General features: G+C 66.5%; 13 protein-coding genes. 5 read left to right on the forward strand and 8 right to left on the reverse strand.

Going from position 1 to position 18,974, the window contains the following annotated elements; translation table 11 throughout:
* Nucleotide 1: 1 nt before the first annotated feature.
* Together ACQY4Y_RS14775 and ACQY4Y_RS14780 are read right to left on the reverse strand one after the other, a co-directional pair.
* Nucleotides 2–703: an ATP-binding protein gene (locus tag ACQY4Y_RS14775; protein WP_428491364.1), complete on the reverse strand. Its 702-nt coding sequence runs from the start codon at nt 701–703 to the stop codon at nt 2–4.
* A gap of 459 nt (nt 704–1,162) precedes the next feature.
* Nucleotides 1,163–1,537 (reverse strand): hypothetical protein, encoded by a 375-nt coding sequence (locus ACQY4Y_RS14780; protein WP_428491365.1) that lies wholly within the window; start codon nt 1,535–1,537, stop codon nt 1,163–1,165.
* A gap of 161 nt (nt 1,538–1,698) precedes the next feature.
* Here ACQY4Y_RS14780 and ACQY4Y_RS14785 point away from each other — a divergent pair, with 161 nt between their 5' ends.
* The 3 genes from ACQY4Y_RS14785 to ACQY4Y_RS14795 all read left to right on the forward strand — a co-directional run bounded on the left by ACQY4Y_RS14785 (nt 1,699) and on the right by ACQY4Y_RS14795 (nt 9,234).
* Nucleotides 1,699–2,589 (forward strand): TauD/TfdA dioxygenase family protein, encoded by an 891-nt coding sequence (locus ACQY4Y_RS14785; RefSeq protein ID WP_428491366.1) that lies wholly within the window; start codon nt 1,699–1,701, stop codon nt 2,587–2,589.
* Nucleotides 2,590–2,630: 41 nt separating this feature from the next.
* On the forward strand, nt 2,631–3,827 hold the full coding sequence (locus tag ACQY4Y_RS14790; protein WP_428491367.1) for a formyl-CoA transferase: 1,197 nt from the start codon (nt 2,631–2,633) through the stop codon (nt 3,825–3,827).
* A 262-nt stretch (nt 3,828–4,089) separates the two neighbouring features.
* Nucleotides 4,090–9,234, forward strand: coding sequence for a beta strand repeat-containing protein (locus ACQY4Y_RS14795; protein ID WP_428491368.1), 5,145 nt, complete (start codon nt 4,090–4,092; stop codon nt 9,232–9,234).
* A gap of 28 nt (nt 9,235–9,262) precedes the next feature.
* Here the strand turns inward: ACQY4Y_RS14795 and ACQY4Y_RS14800 are convergent, their stop codons facing one another.
* A complete protein-coding gene (locus ACQY4Y_RS14800; RefSeq protein WP_428491369.1) occupies nt 9,263–9,541 on the reverse strand; it encodes a hypothetical protein in 279 nt (92 codons plus the stop codon).
* Nucleotides 9,542–9,728: 187 nt separating this feature from the next.
* On the opposite strand from ACQY4Y_RS14800, the gene ACQY4Y_RS14805 reads away from it, so the two are divergent.
* Nucleotides 9,729–10,916: an iron-containing alcohol dehydrogenase gene (locus tag ACQY4Y_RS14805; RefSeq protein ID WP_428491370.1), complete on the forward strand. Its 1,188-nt coding sequence runs from the start codon at nt 9,729–9,731 to the stop codon at nt 10,914–10,916.
* A gap of 175 nt (nt 10,917–11,091) precedes the next feature.
* On the opposite strand, the gene ACQY4Y_RS14810 is transcribed toward ACQY4Y_RS14805, so the two are convergent.
* Nucleotides 11,092–11,676: a ferritin-like domain-containing protein gene (locus ACQY4Y_RS14810; protein WP_428491371.1), complete on the reverse strand. Its 585-nt coding sequence runs from the start codon at nt 11,674–11,676 to the stop codon at nt 11,092–11,094.
* A gap of 160 nt (nt 11,677–11,836) precedes the next feature.
* On the opposite strand from ACQY4Y_RS14810, the gene ACQY4Y_RS14815 reads away from it, so the two are divergent.
* Nucleotides 11,837–13,123, forward strand: coding sequence for an MFS transporter (locus ACQY4Y_RS14815; RefSeq protein WP_428491372.1), 1,287 nt, complete (start codon nt 11,837–11,839; stop codon nt 13,121–13,123).
* A gap of 11 nt (nt 13,124–13,134) precedes the next feature.
* On the opposite strand, the gene ACQY4Y_RS14820 is transcribed toward ACQY4Y_RS14815, so the two are convergent.
* The 4 genes from ACQY4Y_RS14820 to mdoH all read right to left on the reverse strand — a co-directional run bounded on the left by ACQY4Y_RS14820 (nt 13,135) and on the right by mdoH (nt 18,973).
* On the reverse strand, nt 13,135–14,562 hold the full coding sequence (locus ACQY4Y_RS14820) for an MFS transporter (RefSeq protein ID WP_428491373.1): 1,428 nt from the start codon (nt 14,560–14,562) through the stop codon (nt 13,135–13,137).
* Nucleotides 14,563–14,723: 161 nt separating this feature from the next.
* A complete protein-coding gene (locus tag ACQY4Y_RS14825; RefSeq protein WP_428491374.1) occupies nt 14,724–16,121 on the reverse strand; it encodes a carotenoid oxygenase family protein in 1,398 nt (465 codons plus the stop codon).
* A 200-nt stretch (nt 16,122–16,321) separates the two neighbouring features.
* Entirely contained in the window at nt 16,322–16,558 is a 237-nt protein-coding gene (locus ACQY4Y_RS14830; protein WP_428491375.1) for a hypothetical protein, read from the reverse strand.
* A 189-nt stretch (nt 16,559–16,747) separates the two neighbouring features.
* Nucleotides 16,748–18,973, reverse strand: a complete 2,226-nt coding sequence (mdoH, locus tag ACQY4Y_RS14835; protein ID WP_428491376.1) for a glucans biosynthesis glucosyltransferase MdoH — start codon at nt 18,971–18,973, stop codon at nt 16,748–16,750.
* Between the last annotated feature and the right edge of the window lies 1 nt (nt 18,974).

The following is an 18,974-nucleotide window of genomic DNA, read 5'->3' on the forward strand; positions in this document are numbered from 1 at the left end:
TTCAGTGCGGCAACGCCAGGGTCGCGACGGTGCCATCGTCGCCGTCCATCGCCAGTGAACCGTCGTGCCGGGCGGCCAGACCGCGGGCCAAGGCCAGGCCTTCGCCGGCGCGAAGCTTGCCGGCGAAACCCCAGCCGTTGTCGAGCACGGTCAGCGTGGTGCGCCGGTCATCACTGACCAGGCGGACGGCGATACGCCCGGCGGGGCGGCCCTTCATGCCGTGCTTGACCGCATTGCTGATCAGTTCGTGGGCGCTGCGCAACACCGCTTCGCGCAGATTCACCGGGCAATAACCGCGGATCGATATACCGACGCGGATCACCTGATCGGAATGGCGCATCATGTCGACCACCGCGCCGGCCAGTTGGCGAAGCCGTTCCGCCATTGGCCCGGGTGCGTTGGTAAGCCCGAACAGCGCGTCGGAGATCGTCGCTGATAGGCCGATGCGGTGTTCCAGTTCCTGCACGATTCTTTCGCCTTGAGGGGTGTCGCCAATGCCCGGGGCCTCGGCGAAAACGGCGATGATTCGCTGCAGCGCGTTCTTGGTGTGATGGCGCAGTTGGCGCAGGTCGAGTTCCTGTTCGGCGGCGTTATGATCTTCGCTGCCGTCCGGCATACGACGGGCCAAGCGGGGAAGTGGCTGGTCCCGTTGGGCGTCGGTGTGGCGCCGCACGGCAGGCATGAAGGTAGCGACTTGCGACATGGCAAAAGCCTTCTGGTTTCGATGCGCTGTCGTTTCTGGGCGCATATGAACGATGACGCCTTAAAATACGGTTAAGGGCGTTCTTCCTGGGATGGTGCGAATCGTACGCGGGAAAGTTACCTACGTCAATTGTTTTTTGCTAATTGGTGGCAGTTTTACCACATCATGCTACAGCATGTTTCGATTACGGTGGTAATCGCCCCAAAAATGCCTCCCTCCTCCTGCCCGTGTTTCGGCCTGGGCGTTGGTTGGGCGCCTTATGAAGCAAAACGCATCGGCGTTTCCAGTGCTAGCTGACGGATTGCGGCGTTATTCGCAGCAAGTTCGATCGGCGAGGTCCAGATTGGCGCGCGGATTGGCGGCTGAGGCCGGTTTGCTGGCTGTCGGGGTCGATCGGGTCGCTTTCATTGCCCGACCCTCGGCGGCCGGCACCGATGCGATTCGCCGATTCTGGGGTGATCAGGCGGGCAGCAATTCGGAGACCAGCGCGTGCCATTCCTGCTGCAGCGTATTGTCGGCTGGTGGCCGACCGGCGCGACCGTACCAGTATTTTGCGTTGGACGGGTCCGGCTCCTTGCGGTGCAGATAGGCGTGCACCGCCGCGGCGGTCGGACCAGGATCGGACTGGGCGCATTGATGGGCTTTGGCCCAGTCGCCCTTGGCATCCCACCACAGTGCCTGCAGCGACAACGAGGCGGTTTGCGGGGGGGTGGTGGCGGCGAGCGAGTCGCGGAATTGCGCAGGGTCCATGGTCAGGCCGCCTTTGCGATGGATCGGATCGAAGTCGCGCGTCAGTGCCGAGATGGATGGGCGCATGGCGTCGGTCAAGGGCATGCGCGGACGCCGACGTGGCGGGGCGTGCGTTGCGGCAGCTTGCCGTGGCGATTGACCCGCGGCGATTGACCCGCGGCGATTTGGCGAAGGCGCTGCGCGGTTGGCAGCGCGGCTTGCACCAGGGCCACAACCTTCGCAGGATGCGCCGGGAGGCGACAGCGATGCGAATTGAGATCCAAGAGCTGCATCCTGGCTTTGCCGCCGAGGCCGGTTCGATCGACCTGTCGCGGCCGCAGCCGGCCGAGGCGATCGGCGCGATCCGCGCGGTGCTGGATAACTACCCGGTGCTGGTGTTTCGCGAGCAGTGTCTGAGCGACGAGCGCTTGCGTGATTTCGCCGCCCGGTTCGGGCCTTTGGAGATTGGCCGAGCGGCCGCTCGGCCGGGGCGCCGGCGGTTGGCGATTCCGCAGATCGGCGATATCTCGAACCTGGACGAGGACGGCGGGGTCCGGGGGCTGAACGACCGCAGGCGACTCGATAGCCTGGGCAATCGGTTGTGGCATACCGATGCGTCCTATATGCCGGTACCGGTGGTGCTGGGCTTGTTGCATGCGGTGGCGCTGCCGCCACCCAGCCCTTGGGGCAACGGCGAAACCGAGTTCGCCGATATGCGCTCGGCATACGATAGTCTGTCGGCTGAGACCAGGCAGGCGATCGACGGTCTGACCGCGGTGCATGACGTGTTCTGGTCGCGCGCGCAGATCGGCTTCAGCGAATTCCCCGCGGACGAGCGCGAGCGGTATCCCGCGTCGCGCCAGCGGCTGGTGCGGCGCCAGGCGGGTAGCGAGCGGCGAAGCCTGTATCTGTCGGCACATGCCTCCCACATCGACGGCTGGCCGGTGGCGGATGGGCGGTTGTTGCTGTTCGACCTGAACGCGCACGCGACGCAGGTTGGCTTCGTTTACCGTCACAGTTGGCGGGTCGGCGACCTGGTGATCTGGGACAATCGATGGACGATGCATCGCGGCCGACCGCACCAGGAGGACCAGCCGCGCGACCTGCGCCGGGCGACGACGCTGGATACCGGGTCGAGTTTCGAGGAAGCGGCGTAGAGGGCGTGTTCCAGGTTCGGTATGGATCATAGGGGAATGGCATGAGCTTGGCGTTGGACGGGATTCGCGTCATCGACATGACGCACAACCAGGCGGGACCGGCCTGCGCCCAGATACTGGGTTTCCTCGGGGCCGATGTGATCAAGCTGGAGGAGCCGAAAGGCGGCGACGTCGCGCGCACCAACATGCGTGACAAGCCCGACAGCGACAGCCTGTTCTTCCTGATGCTGAATGCCAACAAGCGCAGCCTGACGCTGAATCTGAAGAGCGAGGAGGGGAAGGCGCTGTTTCGCAAGGTGATCGCCGAATCCGACGTGCTGCTGGAGAATTTCGGCCCCGGTGCGCTGGATCGGCTGGGGCTGGGCTACGATGCGCTGGCGAAACTCAACCCGCGGCTGATCTATGCCACGATCAAGGGGTTTGGGACGTATGGCCCGTATAGCGGCTACAAGAGTTTCGAGCCGATCGCTCAGGCGATGGGCGGCGCGATGGCGGTGACCGGGTTTCCGGAGAATCCGCCGACCTATGTGTTCCCCGCGATCGGCGATTCCGGCACCGGCATGCACATGGCGATCGGTATCCTGGCGGCGCTGCAGCAGCGGCATGCGAGCGGTGTGGGGCAGCATGTGGAAGTGTCGATGCAGGATGCGGTGGTCAATCTGATTCGCGTCAGCCTGCGCGACCACCAGCGTCATGGCCATCCGCTACCGCGTGTCGGCAACCAGCTTGGGCGCACGGTGCCGGGGACGACCTATCCTTGCGCGCCGGGCGGAGCGAACGACTATGTCTATATCTTCGTTCAGCCGCAGATGTGGAAACCGTTTCTTGCCGCTATTGGGCAAGCCGGATTGGCTGACGACAAGCGGTTCGCGACCGCCGATGCAAGGTGGGAGAACCGCGATGCGCTGAATGCCATCGTCGGTCGCTGGACCGGTGCGCGCGGCAAGCACGAGGTGATGCGGATCCTGGGCGAGGCCGGAGTGCCGAGCGGCGCCTGCCAGGACACCGCCGAGGTACTGGCCGACGAGCATCTGCGTGCTCGGGAGATGATCGTGGAGGTCGATTTCCCGACCCGGGGCACATACCAAACGGTTGGATGTCCGATCAAGTTGTCGGCGTCTCCGGCCGAGATTACGCGTCCGCCGCTGCTTGGCGAACATACCGATGAGTTGCTGCGGGCGCTTTGCGGGGTGGATTCGGAGGAGTTGCGGCGGTTGCGCGATGGGGGCGTGGTGTAGGTATGATTTGCCGCCGTTTGCGAGGGTGACTGTATAGCTGGGCACTATAGTATGCCGTGTTAAGTAATTGCTAATAGATATTCTCAAAAAACGAATTTGACATTCAAGCATCGACTTGTGATGATGGGGTCATCGCAGACTGCTGATCTGCTCGCGGTCCCAGGACGAGGCTCGGCCGGACCGTTTGCCCATTCGGGCAGATATTGAAAGCCCTGATGCGTCTTACCGAGGGTCATTTGGATCAACACATTCTGACTGAGGGATGCCGGCGGATCAGCCGTTGCAGGCGTTCCGAGCGGGTCGTCCGGTGGCGGCGCGGTATCGAGCCGAGCGAGCGGTCGATCAGCCTCGGGTCCGGGCCGGGGGCAGCCATGACCGGCGAGCGGCGACGCACATGAGCGACATGCAGTCCTCGGGGACCCACACTTATTACTGGGCCAATGGATATGGCGGCTCCTGGGGCACCGCCGCGAACTGGTTCGACGCCAGCGCCGGGACTGTGGCCGCGATTTCGCCAGGCAGCGGCGCCAGCGTCGGCATCAACGGCGGGGTGCGCGAGAATTTCACCGACATCGTCGGCGGCGGGGCGGCGGCACAGCTGGCGATCAGCAACGAGGTGCTGCTTTGGGGAAGCGTCGCGGTCGGCGGCACCGTGGCGCTTGCCGGCGCCGCCGATCTGGAACTCGACGGCGGGGCCAGTCTGTCGGCGGCCGCGCTGAGCGTTGCCAACGGCGCATCGCTGGAGGTTGGCGGCGGCAGCACCGCGGTGGTGACTGGGGCGGCGACGCTGGCGGCCGGTTTCCTGGTCGCCACCAACGGCGGCAAGGTGCAGCTTGGCTCGTTGATCGCCAACAGCATCAACAATGGGTTTGTCAACGCCGGGGGCACTGTCGCGGTGGATGGCAATTCCTCGATCGAGATTGGCACCACCGGCGCGGCGGCGCTGGGCGCGCTGACGATCGATCGCGGTTTTTCGGCGGCAGTGAGCGGTGTGATCGACGGCAACGTCGTGGTCAACGGGATGCTGGGCGTGCAGGCGCACGGTGCGCTGGCGATCGATCTGGCGGACCCGTTCGGCAATCCGCAGGGCATCTCCGGCAGCGGCACGCTGGCGTTGAGCGAGAACAGTTTGCTGACGCTTGGCATCGCTGACAGCTCGGCGATCCGATTTACCGGACCGGCCGGCACGCTGGCGCTGAATGTGCTGCCGAGCGGGACGATCAGCGGCTTTGCCGTGGGCGATGTGATCGAGATTGTCGGTCATGGCAGTGCGCTGGCAACCGGGGTCAGCTACACGCAGACCGGCAGTAGTGTCGCGACGCTGACCTTGTCGAGGGGCGGTGTCTCGGTGGGGACGCTGGCGCTGGCGGGCAATTACGCGGGCAGCCTGTTTCACCTCGGGGTCGATCCGTATGGCGATGCGCTGATCTCACTGCAGACCATTGGCAGCGCGGCGGCGCAGCCCAGCCTGATCGTCGGCACGGCGGGTTATGACGCGCTGAACGCGACGGCGAACAACCAGACGCTGATCCCATTGGGCGGCAACGACCTGCTTGGCGGTGGCGGCTTCACCGGGATCGACTTCAAGGATACCAGTGCCGACTTGACCGGGGCGACGATAACGGGGTTCGGCACATCGTCGGTGATCGACCTGACCGACATGAATGTAGCGACGGTGTCGGTCGGTTATACTTCAGGCGCCGGCGGTCTTGGCACGTTGAGCGTCAGCGACGGTACGCATGCGGCGAGCATCGGGCTGATGGGCACTGCGCTGCCGCCGGGTTATTTCTCCGCTGGGCCGGATGGCGCTGGGGGGACATCGGTTCAATTCACCGCGGTGAATACCGACGCCTATCTGTTCGGATCGACGGTGGGCGGGTTTGCCACGGCGGGCAAGTGGCAGGATGTCGCCACTGGCGGCACCGCGGTGCTGGCGCCGAGCTATGGCAATGCGGTGACGATCGCGGGTGGCGGGACGGTGAGCAGCGACGTCACCGGGACCGGTTTCGCCGCCAGCCTGACAACCAGCGGCAGCGTGCTGCTGTGGGGCAGCCTGGTGATCGGGGCCAAGGTAGGCGAGGTCAGCGGTGGGCTGACGCAGAGCGGTGCGCTGGTGCTGGACGGCGGGGCCAGTCTGTTGCTGGCGGGCACTGCCGCGACCGGTGGCCTGGTCGAGGTGGGCGGTGCCAGCACGCTGACGGCGGCCGGGTTGGTGTTTTCCGCCAATGCCGGGTCGTTGCTGGCGATCAACGGCGGCTTTGTGCAGGCGGCGGCGGTGCTGCCGGTGGCGAGTTACTCCGGCGGGGCGCAGTATGACACCTCGGTGATCGGCGTGGACGGTGCTTCCAGCATCGAGTTCGGCACGCTGGGCACAGTGGCCAAGGGTGCGCTGACGATCGATAGCGGCGTGGCGGTCGATCTGGCCGGAACCATCGACGGCAACGTGGTAGTCAACGGCACGCTGATCGTTGCCGGCACGCTGGCGATCGCGCCGTTCGGTTCGGCGCAGGGGTCGATCGCCGGGGCGGGCACGATCGCGCTGACCTGGGGCGACATGCTGACGCTGACCGGGGCGGACAGCGCCTCGATCCTGTTCAGCCAGGCTGCATCGGGCGTCGCCGCCAGCAGTGCCGAAACGCTCGCGCTGTCCGCTATCATGCCGAGCGGGACGATCAGCGGATTTGCCGCGGGCGACGTGATCACCGTGGCGCGGGCGGTGACCGGTGTCAGCTACAGCCAGAATGGCGGCGGCGGCAGGCTGACGCTGCTGAACGGTGCGAGCACGGTCGGCACGTTGAACCTGGCGGGGGTTTATGCCGCCGGTCAGTTCCAGGTGCAGGAGGCGGCCAGCGGGCTTTCCAGCAGCATCATTTACACGCCGGCGCCGAGCACGGTGAGTGGGAACCAGATCAGCGGCAGCGGTGATAGTTACAGTTGGAACAACACTGGTGGCGGGGTTTGGAGCAATTCCGGCAACTGGACCGACACGACGCTTGGCGCGACGCTGTCAACCGCGCCGGGCGCCGGCAACGCGGTGATCATCAACGACTCGACCGGGATCGACGCGGCACAGGTGATCTCGGGCAATGGGGCGGCGGCTTCGCTGACCATTGCCGGCGCCGCCAACACAGTGCTGACCGGGACGATATCGGTAGCCGGGCAGTTTGCCGTCGCCAGTTTCGGCGCCGGTTCGGGTGACGTGGGGTTGAGCAACGGCGCGACTCTGATGGCTGGCAGCCTGAACGTGACGTCGCCGCTGCAGCTCTCCGGCGGCAGCGTGCTGACGGTGCTGGGGTCGGGCGGCGGCAGCTTCGTTTCGGGCAGCCTGGGGGTGTTTGGCGGCAGCGCGGTGGCGGTGACCGGGGGCACCAGCGTTCTGACCGGGACGATCGCGGTGGATGCTGCCTCGAGCTTCGAATTTGGTGGCGTGGGCGGTGCGGCGGCGGGCGCGGTGACGATCGATGCCGGGCAGGCGCCGACGCTGCAGGGGGTGGCGACGATCGCGGGTCGGCTGGTGGTGAACGGTAACCTGCTGGTCTATTCGGGAACGATCGGCGGTTTTGCCGGGTCGGTCGGGTCGATCAGCGGTGGCGGCACGATCACGATCGGGGCGTTGGGGCCGTCGGGGTCGCTGACGCTGAACGCCTCGGACAGCGCCGCGATTGCGTTCCAGCCGTATTTGCTTGGCGGCGTCGCCTTTTCGACCGAGACGCTGGTGTTGAACGGTCCGCTGCCGACCGGGGTGATCAGCGGCTTCATAGCCGGTGACAGCATCATTGTGGGACGCACCGCTACCGGCGTGGCCTACACCCAGACGTCTTCCGGTCAGGGCACGCTGACGCTGACCAACGGCGCCACGACGGTCGGCATTCTGACGCTGAGCGGCAACTATGCGGCCAATCTGTTTCAGCTCGACCTTGCCGCGGCGACTGGGTTTGCGACGATCTCGGTGCAGAACGCAACCAGTGGCGCGGGCGGCGCGGCTGCCGATACCGGGTCGCATGCCTATGGCTGGGCCGGCGCCAGCGGCGGCACTTGGGGCTCGGGCGGCAACTGGATCGACACCACCGCCGGGGTGGTGCCCGGCACCATGCCGGGGACGCTGGATCCGGTCAGCATCGCCGGCAGCATGGTTGCCGGACAATATACCAGCATCGGTGGCAACGGGTCCGCCGCCAGCCTGACGATCAGCGGCAACGTGCTGCTGACCGGGCAGATCTCGGTTGGCGGCCAGGTGCAGGTGGTTGTCGGGTCGGGGCTGTCCGGCGCGCTGGTGCTGGCCAATGGTGCCGGGCTGACCGTCGGGGGCGGGGCTACGGTGACGGGTCGGCTGCAGGTCGAGGCTGGTAGTTCGGCGACGATTGCGGGGAATGCGACATTGCTTGGCGGGTCGTTGCTTGCGTTGGGCGGCAGCAGCCTGCAGGCCGGCGGACTGATCGGCAACGGTGGTGGCGACATCATCGTGGTGGACGCCAACTCCAGCGTGCGCGTCGGGTCGCCGACGACGGCCTATGCCGGGACGCTGTCGCTGTCGCCCTCGGCGACCGCGGTGTTCTCCGGTTCGATCTACGGCAGCGTGGTGGCGAACGGCGCGTTCTGGGTCAATGCCGGGGGTTCGCTGATGATCGACATGACGGGAACCGCCAAGAGCGATCCGTACGAGGCCAATCCGACGGTCAGCGGGTCCGGCAGCTTCTTTCTGACCGAGGGCAGCACGCTGGGGCTTGGTGTAGTTGACAGTACTGCGATCCAGTTCGCTGGCCCGAACGCGACGTTGCTGCTGGCGGCGCTGCCCACCGCCTCGATCAGCGGCTTTGTCGCCGGCGATACCATCCAGGTTGACCAGACGGTGACCAGCCTGGTGTTCAGGCAGGTGAGCGGGTCGAGCGCCACGCTGACCCTGAACAATGGTTTCAACTATGTCGGGACGCTGAAGCTGGCGGGCAATTACAGTGCCGGCAACAATGCGTTCCATCTCGATTCGGCGGCCAACGGGGCGACGGCGGTGATTACCCTGCAGTCGCTGCAGATCGCGCCGATGCAGCCGACGCTGATCCAGGGCACCGTCGGGTCCGACCTGCTGACGGCGACCGCGAGCGGGCAGACCCTGACCGGGCTTGGCGGCGGCGATACGCTAAGTGGCGGCGGGTTTGGCGGGCTTGTGTTCAAGGATGTCACCGCGTCGCTGAGCGGCAGCACGATCAGCAGTTTTGCCACCTCCGACAGTGTTGATTTCACCGATCTGAGGGCCGCCGGTGCGGTGGTGAGTTATGGCAACGGGGTGCTATCGGTCAGTGATGGCACGCATTCGGCGATGCTGGGTCTTGGGTTTTCCAGCGTGCCGGCGACGGGTTCGTTTCACATCGCCAGCGACGGCGCCGGGGGGACCAACCTGACCTGGCATTGACCCCGGGTTAAGCGACGGTTGGTCGGTGTCAGTGCTGCAGCACCGGCAGTGCGATGTGGATGGCGATCAGGATCAGCACCAGTACCACGGCCACCCGGATCAGGCCGCCGAACAGCCGCAGCGCGCCGATGATCAGCAGCACGGCGACGGCGACCAGGATCGCGGTCTGGATTGGCGGCGGCAGCCCGAGCTGGGTGAGCTGGGCGCGCAGCCAGACCTCGACGGTGACAAGGGCGGCGACGACAATGTTGCCCAGCGAGACCAGCAGGTCGAGCAGGCTGTGGACGAAATTCGAGACGCTGTTCATCGTGCTGTTCCCAGGGCCACCATCGGCAAATGAGATCGTGCCGAAGCGTGGTGAATTAAAGATTTTGTCACCGGATCGTGACGGTATCGCTACGTCTTGTCGGTGCGCTCAGCCATTGCATATCACCGGCAATCGTGACGCGCACCGTCCCGCGCGCTAAACCGGGGGACCAATCGGAGGAACGGCCATGACCGCGATCGCGATGAATTTCGCTTCACCCCGCCTGTTGCTGGTCCAGGCCGGGGCGGTTCGCCAGATCGCCGAGGTGCTGGCGAAGTTCGGGCTGTCGCGGCCGTTGGTGGTGACCGATCCGTTCATGGTCGGTTCGGGGCACCTGCGGCACTGTCTTGACCCGCTGGCGGCGGCCGGTCTGGCGGTCTCGGTGTTCAGCGACACCGTGGCGGACCCGACCGATACGGTGATCGAGGCCGGGGTGATGGAACTGAAGCGGGGCGCGTTCGATTGCCTGATCGGGTTTGGCGGCGGGTCGCCGATCGATACCGCGAAGGCGATGGCGATCCTGGCGGCGGGTGGGGGCAAGATGCGCGACTACAAGGCTCCGTTCGCCGCCGATCGGGGGGCGCTGCCGGTGATCGCTGTTCCGACCACGGCGGGCACCGGCAGCGAGTGTACCCGCTTCACGGTGATCACCGACACCGAACGCGACGAGAAGATGCTGATCACCGGTCTGGGGGCGCTGCCGCTGGCGGCCCTGGTGGATTACGAGCTGACCTATTCGGTGCCGCCGCGGACCACCGCCGATACCGGTGTTGACAGCCTGACCCATGCGCTGGAGGCGTATGTGTCGAAGCGCGCCAATCCGGTTTCGGATGCGTTGGCGCTGTCGGCGATGGGGTTGATCGGCGCCAATATTCGCGTCGCGTACGGCGAGCCGCGCAATGCCCTGGCGCGGGAGGCGATGATGCTGGGGGCAAGCGAGGCCGGGCTGGCGTTCTCCAACAGTTCGGTGGCGCTGGTGCATGGCATGTCGCGGCCGATCGGGGCGCATTTTCATGTGCCGCACGGGCTGTCGAACGCCATGCTGCTGCCGGCGGTGACAAGTTTCTCGGTCGGGGGAGCGGAGGCGCGCTATGGCGAGGCGGCGCGGCGGATCGGGTTCGCCGCGGCACAGGATGGTGACGGGGCGGCTGCGGCGAAGCTGATCACCGGACTGGAGCGGCTGAACCGGGATCTTGCGGTGCCGACGCCGGCCGATTGGGGGATCGACGAGGCGGCTTGGAGCGGCAAGCTGGCGCTAATGGCCGAGCAGGCGCTGGCCTCGGGGAGCCCGGCGAACAATCCGACGGTGCCGACGGCGGAGCAGATCGTTGGGTTGTATCGCGAGGTGTGGCGGGGCGCGGCGGCCAATCGCTGACGGGTGCGCCCCGGGTTTGAAGTTCGCCGCGGCAGGCGAACCCTGGTCTAGCTCTTTGTTTTGTCGCGCGATTCACGCGCCTCGCGCGAACAGCGCGTCCTTCGGAAGACGAACGTTCCGACCAACGCGATCATGCTGTGGCCGGGTTGGCCGTGCAGCGCTGATCCGCCAGCGATCAGTCCTTCAGCGGCGGAGTTCCCTCGTGGGCGATCAGCAGGTCATGCATGTCGGTGGCGTGTTCCTCCTCGACCACAAGGATGCCTTCCAGCATCACCCGGGTTGCCGGGTCGTCGTCGCCGAAGTAGCGGATCAGTTCGCGATAGTGGTCAACCGCGATGCGTTCGGCGATCAGATTTTCCTTGATCATGTCGATCAGGTTCTCGCCCTCGGCGTATTGCGATGCGGACCGCGTGGCCATGCCCTCGGGGTTGAAGTTGGGCTTGCCGCCGAGCTGGTCGATGCGTTCGGCGACCGACATCGCGTGGGCCTGTTCTTCCCTGGCGTGGTCGGCGAACTCGGCCTTGACGCCCTCGCTGGAGATGCCGGTCGCGGTGACGGCGTGCATGGTGTAGCGCAGCACGCAGACGATCTCGGTCGCCAGCACCGATTGCAGGATCTCGATCGCCTTGTCCACGTCGCCGCCGTAGGTCTTGGTGATCAGGCCATCGGACATGTTCTGCCGAGCACGCTGGCGCAACGTCTTGACGTCGGTCAGGAACGGCTTTTTGGGGGCGTCTTTGCTGATTGGGGCGTTGCTCACCGCGATCTCCCGTTATTGGTCGAACTGTGTGGACCGCTACCTAATGCCGCTTGGCCGGGTTGGCGAGGCGGCAAGTGCGCTGGGTCGGCCGGTTGACTTGACATTCCTGTCATCCGCTTTCCAGGCTGGCGCTTTCCAGGCTGGCAACAGGGGGGAGACGATGAAACTGTTCGGCACCGTTCGCTGGGCCGTTGTGGGGCTGTTGTTCCTGGGCGGCATGATCAACTACCTGGATCGCGCGGCGCTGTCGGTCGCGGCACCGTTGCTGAGCAAGGAACTGAGCCTGTCGCCGGCCGAACTGGGGATTGTGTTCAGCGTGTTCTTCTTCGGTTATGCGGCGTTCTGCTTCGTTGGCGGCTATGCGTCGGATCGGATCGGCGGCAGGAACGTGTTCGCCATCGCATCGGTTGTGTGGTCGGTGTTCTGTGGCCTGACCGCGATGGTGTTCAGCTTCGGGTCGCTGCTGGTCGTGCGGCTGATTTTCGGCATGGGTGAGGGGCCGTATGGGTCGGCGGCCAACAAGCTGGTGAGCAACTGGTTTCCGCGCCGTCAGCAGGCGACCGCCGTGGGATGGGCGAATGCCGGAACGCCATTGGGTGGGGCGCTGGCTGGGCCGATCGTCGGATTCATCGCGTTGACCTGGGGCTGGCGCGCATCGTTCGTGATCATTGCCGCGATCGGGCTGTGCTGGTCCGCGGTCTGGATGCTGATGGTGACCGAACGCCCCGAGCAGAACCGGCATATCAGCGCGGCGGAGGCGGCTGAAATCGCGGCGGATCAGGATGCCACCACGGGTGGGCCGGCGGTATCGCTGGGGTCGCTGCTGGCTCGGCCCGCGGTGCTGGCCACGGCGTTCGCGTTTTTCGGCTACGCCTACATCCTGTATTTCTTTCTGTCCTGGTTTCCGACCTACCTGACCACGGCTCGGCATTTGAGCCTGCAAAGCATGAGTTTCGTCAGCACCATCCCCTGGTTGTTGGGGTTCATCGGGTTGGCGGCCGGCGGATCGGTGTCCGATGCCATATTCCGGATCACCGGCAACGCGGTGCGAGCGCGCAAGCTGGTGCTGGTGGTGGGGCTGCTGATTGCTGCCTTGTGTGTCGCGCTGGCCGGCAGTGTCGAGACCGTTCAGGCCGCGGTCGGGCTGATGGCGGTGTCGGTTTTCTTCATGTATCTGACCGGCAATACCTATTGGGCGATCATCCTGGACACGGTCGAGAGGGACCGCGTTGGCGGGGTTGGCGGGTTCGTGCATCTGATCGCCAACCTGGCGGGGATTGTCGCACCCTCGGTCACCGGGTTCATGGTGCAGGCGACCGGGGGCAGCTATGCCGGGGCGTTCGGTCTGGCGGGTGGCATCGCCGTGCTAGGGGCGCTGTCGGTCGCGGTGTTCGTGCGGGCACCCTCGGGTTCGGCGGGTTTGGCGGTGGTCGGCACCCGGTTGTGAATGCCGCCGGGTCAATAGGTCGCGCCCGAGGTGGGATTGGCGATGGTGTCGGGCGGTCCTGGATCGGCTTCCAGCGCCATCGGTTTGCCCACGGTCTCCGGCCCCAGGAAGGTGCAGGCGAGGCCGACGACCAGCATGCAGGCGGCCAGGAACAGGAAGGCGGGTGTCACGGCCTGCGCCGTTGCCTTGGGTGAGACGAGATTATCCGCTCCCGCGATCAGCGCGAGACAGAGCGGGCCCACCACCTTGCCGCAGCCGTTGGCGGCCTGGGACAGGCCGGCGGCACGGGCACCGAGGCGCACGCCGTAGGCCTCGACGGCCCAGGGGGTGATGTCGGAGGCCTCGCCTTCCAGGAACAGCGAGGTCACGATCATCGCCAGTACGAACACCGGCACGCCGATCATGAAGACCGGCTGGTAGGAGAACGCGGCCAGTGCCAGGGCCGCGGCGGCGCCATAGCCGGTGATTTCGCCGCAGCGTTTGCGGCCGAGCCATTGCGCGAGGAACGAGAACAGCACCTTGCCGATCAATCCGGCGGCGGTGACGTAGACGAAATAGACGGCGGCCTGGCGGGCAGTGATGCCCAGCAGCAGGGCGACGACGGTCGGCCCCCACAGCAGCATGCCGTAGATCGCGGTGGCGAGGCCCAGCCATGTCAGGCCGACGAAGGCGAACAGCCGCGGGTGGTGCAGAAGTTCGCCGAGGCTGGCGCGGGGCGTGACAGGGGGCGCGACGGTGGGCAGCGGTATCGTCTCCGGCGGCACCCGCAGCGTCCACGCCACGGTGGCTCGGGCTTCGGCGAAGCGGCCCTTGACTGCCAGCCAGCGGGCGGATTCCGGCAGCGCGAAGATATAGACGAAGCCCATCAGGGCGGGGACCACCCCGAGCGTGGCGACGCCTCGCCAGCCCAGCACGCCCAGCAGGTTGGCGGAGGTGAGCGCGGAGAGAAAGCTGCCGAAGGTGGCGAACACGATCAGCAGGCTGGTGACGACGGTGCGGTATCGGGTCGGGGTGTACTCGACGATCAGGGCGGTGATTGCGGTGGCGCATCCGGCCAGGCCGACGCCGACGAAGAAGCGCAGCACGGTGAAGGTCATCCAGTCGCCGTCGCGGACCAAGGCGATGCTGCCGGCGGCGATGGCGCAGACGAAGCTGCCGGCGACCAGCATTTTCTTGCGACCCCAGGCATCACTGAGCGGTCCCCAGACCAGGGCGCCGCAAATCGCACCCAGGCCGCCGCCGAGCAGCATGAGCGATGATTGGCCGTAGGTGAGATGCCATTGCGGCCCGACCACGGCGACGAGATAGCCGACGACGAAGAAGTCGAAAAAATCGAGTGCTGCGCCGACCGCCAGCAGGGCGAACAGGATCCAGTAGCGGGTATCGAGGCGGCCGCGATCGAGGTGTCCCAGCATGGCCTCTGTGGTCACGGAATCCATCGTGTTTCCTCCTGGTTTTTTCCCGATCGAGCCGGTTGCTGCTTGCTTGGGCGTCAGCCTTGGCCGGAATACATCGCCGGCGGGGTGGAGGGTAAGCCGGATTGGATTGCGCGCAATAGTCCGTTTTCAGCCTGATGGGCGTGGGGGACGGTTGCGGTCGCTCAGGCGTCGCGGGCGACCCAGTTGCCGTGGAAGCCGAAAGGCACGCGATGGCCGAGCTTGACCGTGGCGATCGGTCCTTGCTGAACTGCATTGGTATCCAGGACCAGCAGGTCGCTGCGGCGGTCCGCGGCGCGCCAGGCGACGGTCATCAGCCAGCCGTCGCCCTCGGGCGCGGAACGGGTGCGCGGCACGAAGATCGGCTCCGACACGGCGTCGCCGGGCGGGAGCGTCAGTTGGTCGCGGCGCCCGGACGCCAGATCGAGCCAGACGATGGTATCGAGGGTGCCGTCGGGACGGGATTTGCCGGCGAAGGCGCCGAACCGGTTGGCCGAGCCGGCGCGGCGTTCGTCGAAGCGCGGGAATTCGCCGGTCATGTCGTCAAGATCGCTGGACTTGAAGGCGTCGGTGCCGGCGTCGAGGTCCAGCGTCCAGCGCTTCAGCCTGGCGCGGGTGGCGGCCGGGTCTGATGGGCGGCCATCGGCGCGGGGGAACAGCGGCGGTTCGTCGTACTGCATGACATCGGCGACGATCCGGTTGCCGTCGTCCCAGGCGTTCATGACGTGAAACACGAAGCAGGTCTCGGCGCGGAACCAGCGTAGCGAGGCAACGCCCTTGTCGCGGCGGATCACCCCGATATGGCCGCCGAGGTCGGGGTCCCAGGCGTAGGGCATTTGTCCAGACTGGGCGCGTGCGAGGCTGAAGCCGAGCGGCAGCACCGGGAACAGCACGTGTCGGTCGGTAACCGCGAAGTCGTGCACCATGCTGCTGTATGGGGCTTCGAACGGGTCGAAGCGGGTCACCTGGCCGGCCCCTGCGATGGTGCCGTAGGTCATGCCAGCGGCCTTTTCGCCACCGGATGCGTAGCCAAAGAACACCATTTCGCCAGTGATCGGATCGATCTTCGGGTGGGCGGTGAAGGGACCTCGGAGCGCTCCGGCGAAACTTTGCACGCCGCGCGTGGCCAGCGTCGCGGGGTCGAGTTCGAACGGCAGATGCGCTTCCTCGAGCGCCAGCAGGCGACCGGCGTGGAAGACGATACTGGTGTTTGCGACGCCGGTATCGGCGAGGCTGGCGTCCGGGTCGGGGGGGCCCGCGAAGGCCGGTGGCAGGGAACGACCGGCGGCGTTTTCGGCGCGCCATTTGTCGGTGCGGACCCAGCGGTTGCGGTAGCTGGCGCGGCCATCGTGCAGACGGAACGCGTGGATCATGCCGTCGCCGGCGAACCAGTGGTGCTGGGCTGGGTCGAGCGGCATGAACTGCGGGTTGGGGCCGTTGCGGAACAGCGTGCCGTTTAGCCCGCGCGGCAACTCGCCGATGACCGGCAGGTCGGTCAGGTCGTATTCCTGGTGGATCGGCAGGAAGTTTGATTCGGTATCGAGGCTGGCGCTGTCCGACATCGAAGGCCTCGCGGGATCGATACAGTCTATAGAGACATTGTTCGATCACGTGGCGGATGACAAGTCCGATGGCGCATCCGGGGTCAGCCCGGGCCGGCAAGCGACAGCGTGGTGTCGATCATGTGCCCGGTTGGATCCCGCGGCGTGGACGTGGATCGCGTGCCGGGGTACAATGGATCCGTCCCGGATTGGTGACCGCGTTATCGGCCGGCGACGGGGCCGTTCAACGACAACTGACGGCCGACCAGTTCGGCGAGTACGGTCGGCGAGAGGGGTATCGTCGGCACCAGCAGAAATGGTTGCTTGGGCTCTGCCGGCGGGTTGGTTGAGGTCTCGGTCCCGGCGGACGACGTGGCGGACACCGGTGTCACCGAGGCGGCGCGGTCAAGCGGCGGGTACGCAGTTCCGCCCGTTGCGGATACGGTATCGATCGACATTAGTGATAATCCTGTCTGATGTCCCCAATAACGCAAAGCAGCCGTAAGTAGCAGGCAAGATCGGCAGCACCGATAGAAAGCAATCGGTTGGCAGCAACCGAAGCAGCAATCGACGTGCCACGGTTACCGGCTTGATTCAGCGAAAAACACTTGGTGGGGAGCCCGGCGGATTTTGCCGATGGGCAAGCTCTACCGGGCAATTTCCGCCGGTCGGCCGATCGGGTCGGCATCGCGTCTCGCCAGCGCCAGCAGCCGGTCCAGCGCTGGGCCGTCGGACAGCACGGCGATCTTCTCGGCCGCGGTCAGGGCGGCCCATACGGTGTCCAGGCAGTCGGCCTCGGTCAGTTGGGCGATGCCGGTCAGCAGCGCGACGTTCAGCGGATCGATGCGCGGCCGGCGCGGCGGCGGCAGCATTTGCCGATGGGCGGCCAGCAGCGCCGGGTCGTGCAGCAGCGCCGAGACGCTGTTGGGCGCCGGCTTAGCCAACGGTTCGATTGCCGACGTGCGAGCCAGCGCCTGGGCCCGACGCAACACCTCGGGCGGGTGCACTTCCTCAGGGATGCGCAGCAGGCCGATGCGCCGCAGCGCCATGCCCAGGGATCGCCGGGCGGTCAGCGCGGCCAGCGGGACCGCCAGCGCCAGACCCAGCACCACAGGCAGCATCCATAGCGCCAGGTAGGGCGAGACCGCCCAGGCACCGATGCCAAGCAGCACGCCGAGGATGGTATGGCGCCGATACAGCCGGACGACGTCGCGCAACGGCACGCCGCCATCGTCGCGGCGTTGCGCGTTCCATCCGGAATCGCGGCCGAGCAGAATGGCGACGACGTCGATCGACTGGGTAAGCATGACCACCGGGGCCATCAGGCCGGCGATCAGCGTCTCCAGCAGCAGGCTTCCGAGCAGGCCCAGGAAGCCGCCGCAGCCGCGGCGGAGATCGCGATGGGCCATGACGGTGAGCATGCCCAGCAGCTTCGGCACCAGCAGCAGCGCCATGGTGCCGATGAACACCCACATGGCTCGCACCGGGTCGATCACCGGCCATTGCGGGAACAGGGACTTGCCGTTGCCGGGGAAGTAGTCAGGCGGAATGAAGCGCGCCTGCAGCGCGATCAGCACGCCGGTCAGCAGGAAAAGCAGCCACAGCGGAGCTGTGATGTAGGACCCGATGCCGGTCAGTAGATGCATCCGGCTGATCATGTGCAGGCCGCGTGCCGGGAGCACCGCCATGTGCTGCAGGTTGCCCTGGCACCAGCGCCGGTCGCGCACCGCCAGGTCGATCAATGACGGCGGACTTTCCTCGTAGCTGCCCTCCAGGCCGGGCATCATGTGGATGGCCCAGCCGCCGCGGCGCATCAGGGCGGCCTCGATGAAGTCGTGGCTCATGATATGGCCGCCGAACGGTTTGCGGCCTGGCAGTTCGGGCAGTCCGGCCTGTTCGGCGAAGGCGATGGTGCGGATCAGCGCGTTATGGCCCCAGTAGTTGCCCTCGGCGCCGTGCCACCAGGCGATGCCGTGCGCGATCAGCGGGCCGTACACCCGGCCGGCGAACTGCTGCATCCGGGCGAACAGGGTGGCGCCGCCGGTGATGATCGGCAGGGTCTGGATCAGGCCGACGTCGGGATGGGCCTCCATCGCGCGGACCAAGGCGAGCAGCGTGTCGGCGCGCATCACGCTGTCGGCGTCGAGGATCAGGAACTGCGGGTAGGCGGCGCCGAACCGGGTGACCCATTCGGCGATGTTGCCGGCCTTGCGGGCGGTGTTGTTGGCGCGGTGGCGATAGAAGATGCGGCCGGGACCGCCGGTTTGGCGGCACAGATCGAGGAACGCTTTTTCTTCCTGGACCCAGACCTCGGGGTTGGTGGTGTCGCTGAGGATGAAGATATCGAACAGATGGGCGGCGCCGAGGCCCTGGATCGCTTCGTCGATTGCTTGCAGGCCGGCGGTTACGCGGGATGGGGATTCGTTGTAGGTCGGCATCAGCAGCGCGGTCCGGGTCGAGGGCAGGGCGCCCGGCGCGGCGAGGCGTTGTCCGCCGCGGGTGAGGACCGAGGCGAAACCGGCGATCGCGCTGGTGAACGACAGCGCGATCCAGGCGAACAGCGCGACGAACAGGGCAAGCATGAAGACCGCCAGCGGGGTGGCGCCGTTAACGGCCAGCACGCGGTACATTTCCCGAGCGCCGAATCCGGTCATGACGATGGCGCCGCCGATGACCAGCAGCCGGCGCAGGGCCATGGCGCGTGGCGCGGATGCGAAGCGGCCGGAGCGGGGCGGGGCGTAGTGCTGGGACGACTGCGGTGGTGGCGCCTGATGCGGCGACGCTTGGTGCGGCGAGGTTTGGCGCAGCGACTGGGTCGGCATCGCCAGCGGCGCATCCGGCGGCAGCGGCTGGAATGGCACGCCGGCGTCCATG

The sequence above is a fragment of the Rhodopila sp. genome, assembly GCF_965277165.1.
Classification (GTDB): domain Bacteria; phylum Pseudomonadota; class Alphaproteobacteria; order Acetobacterales; family Acetobacteraceae; genus Rhodopila.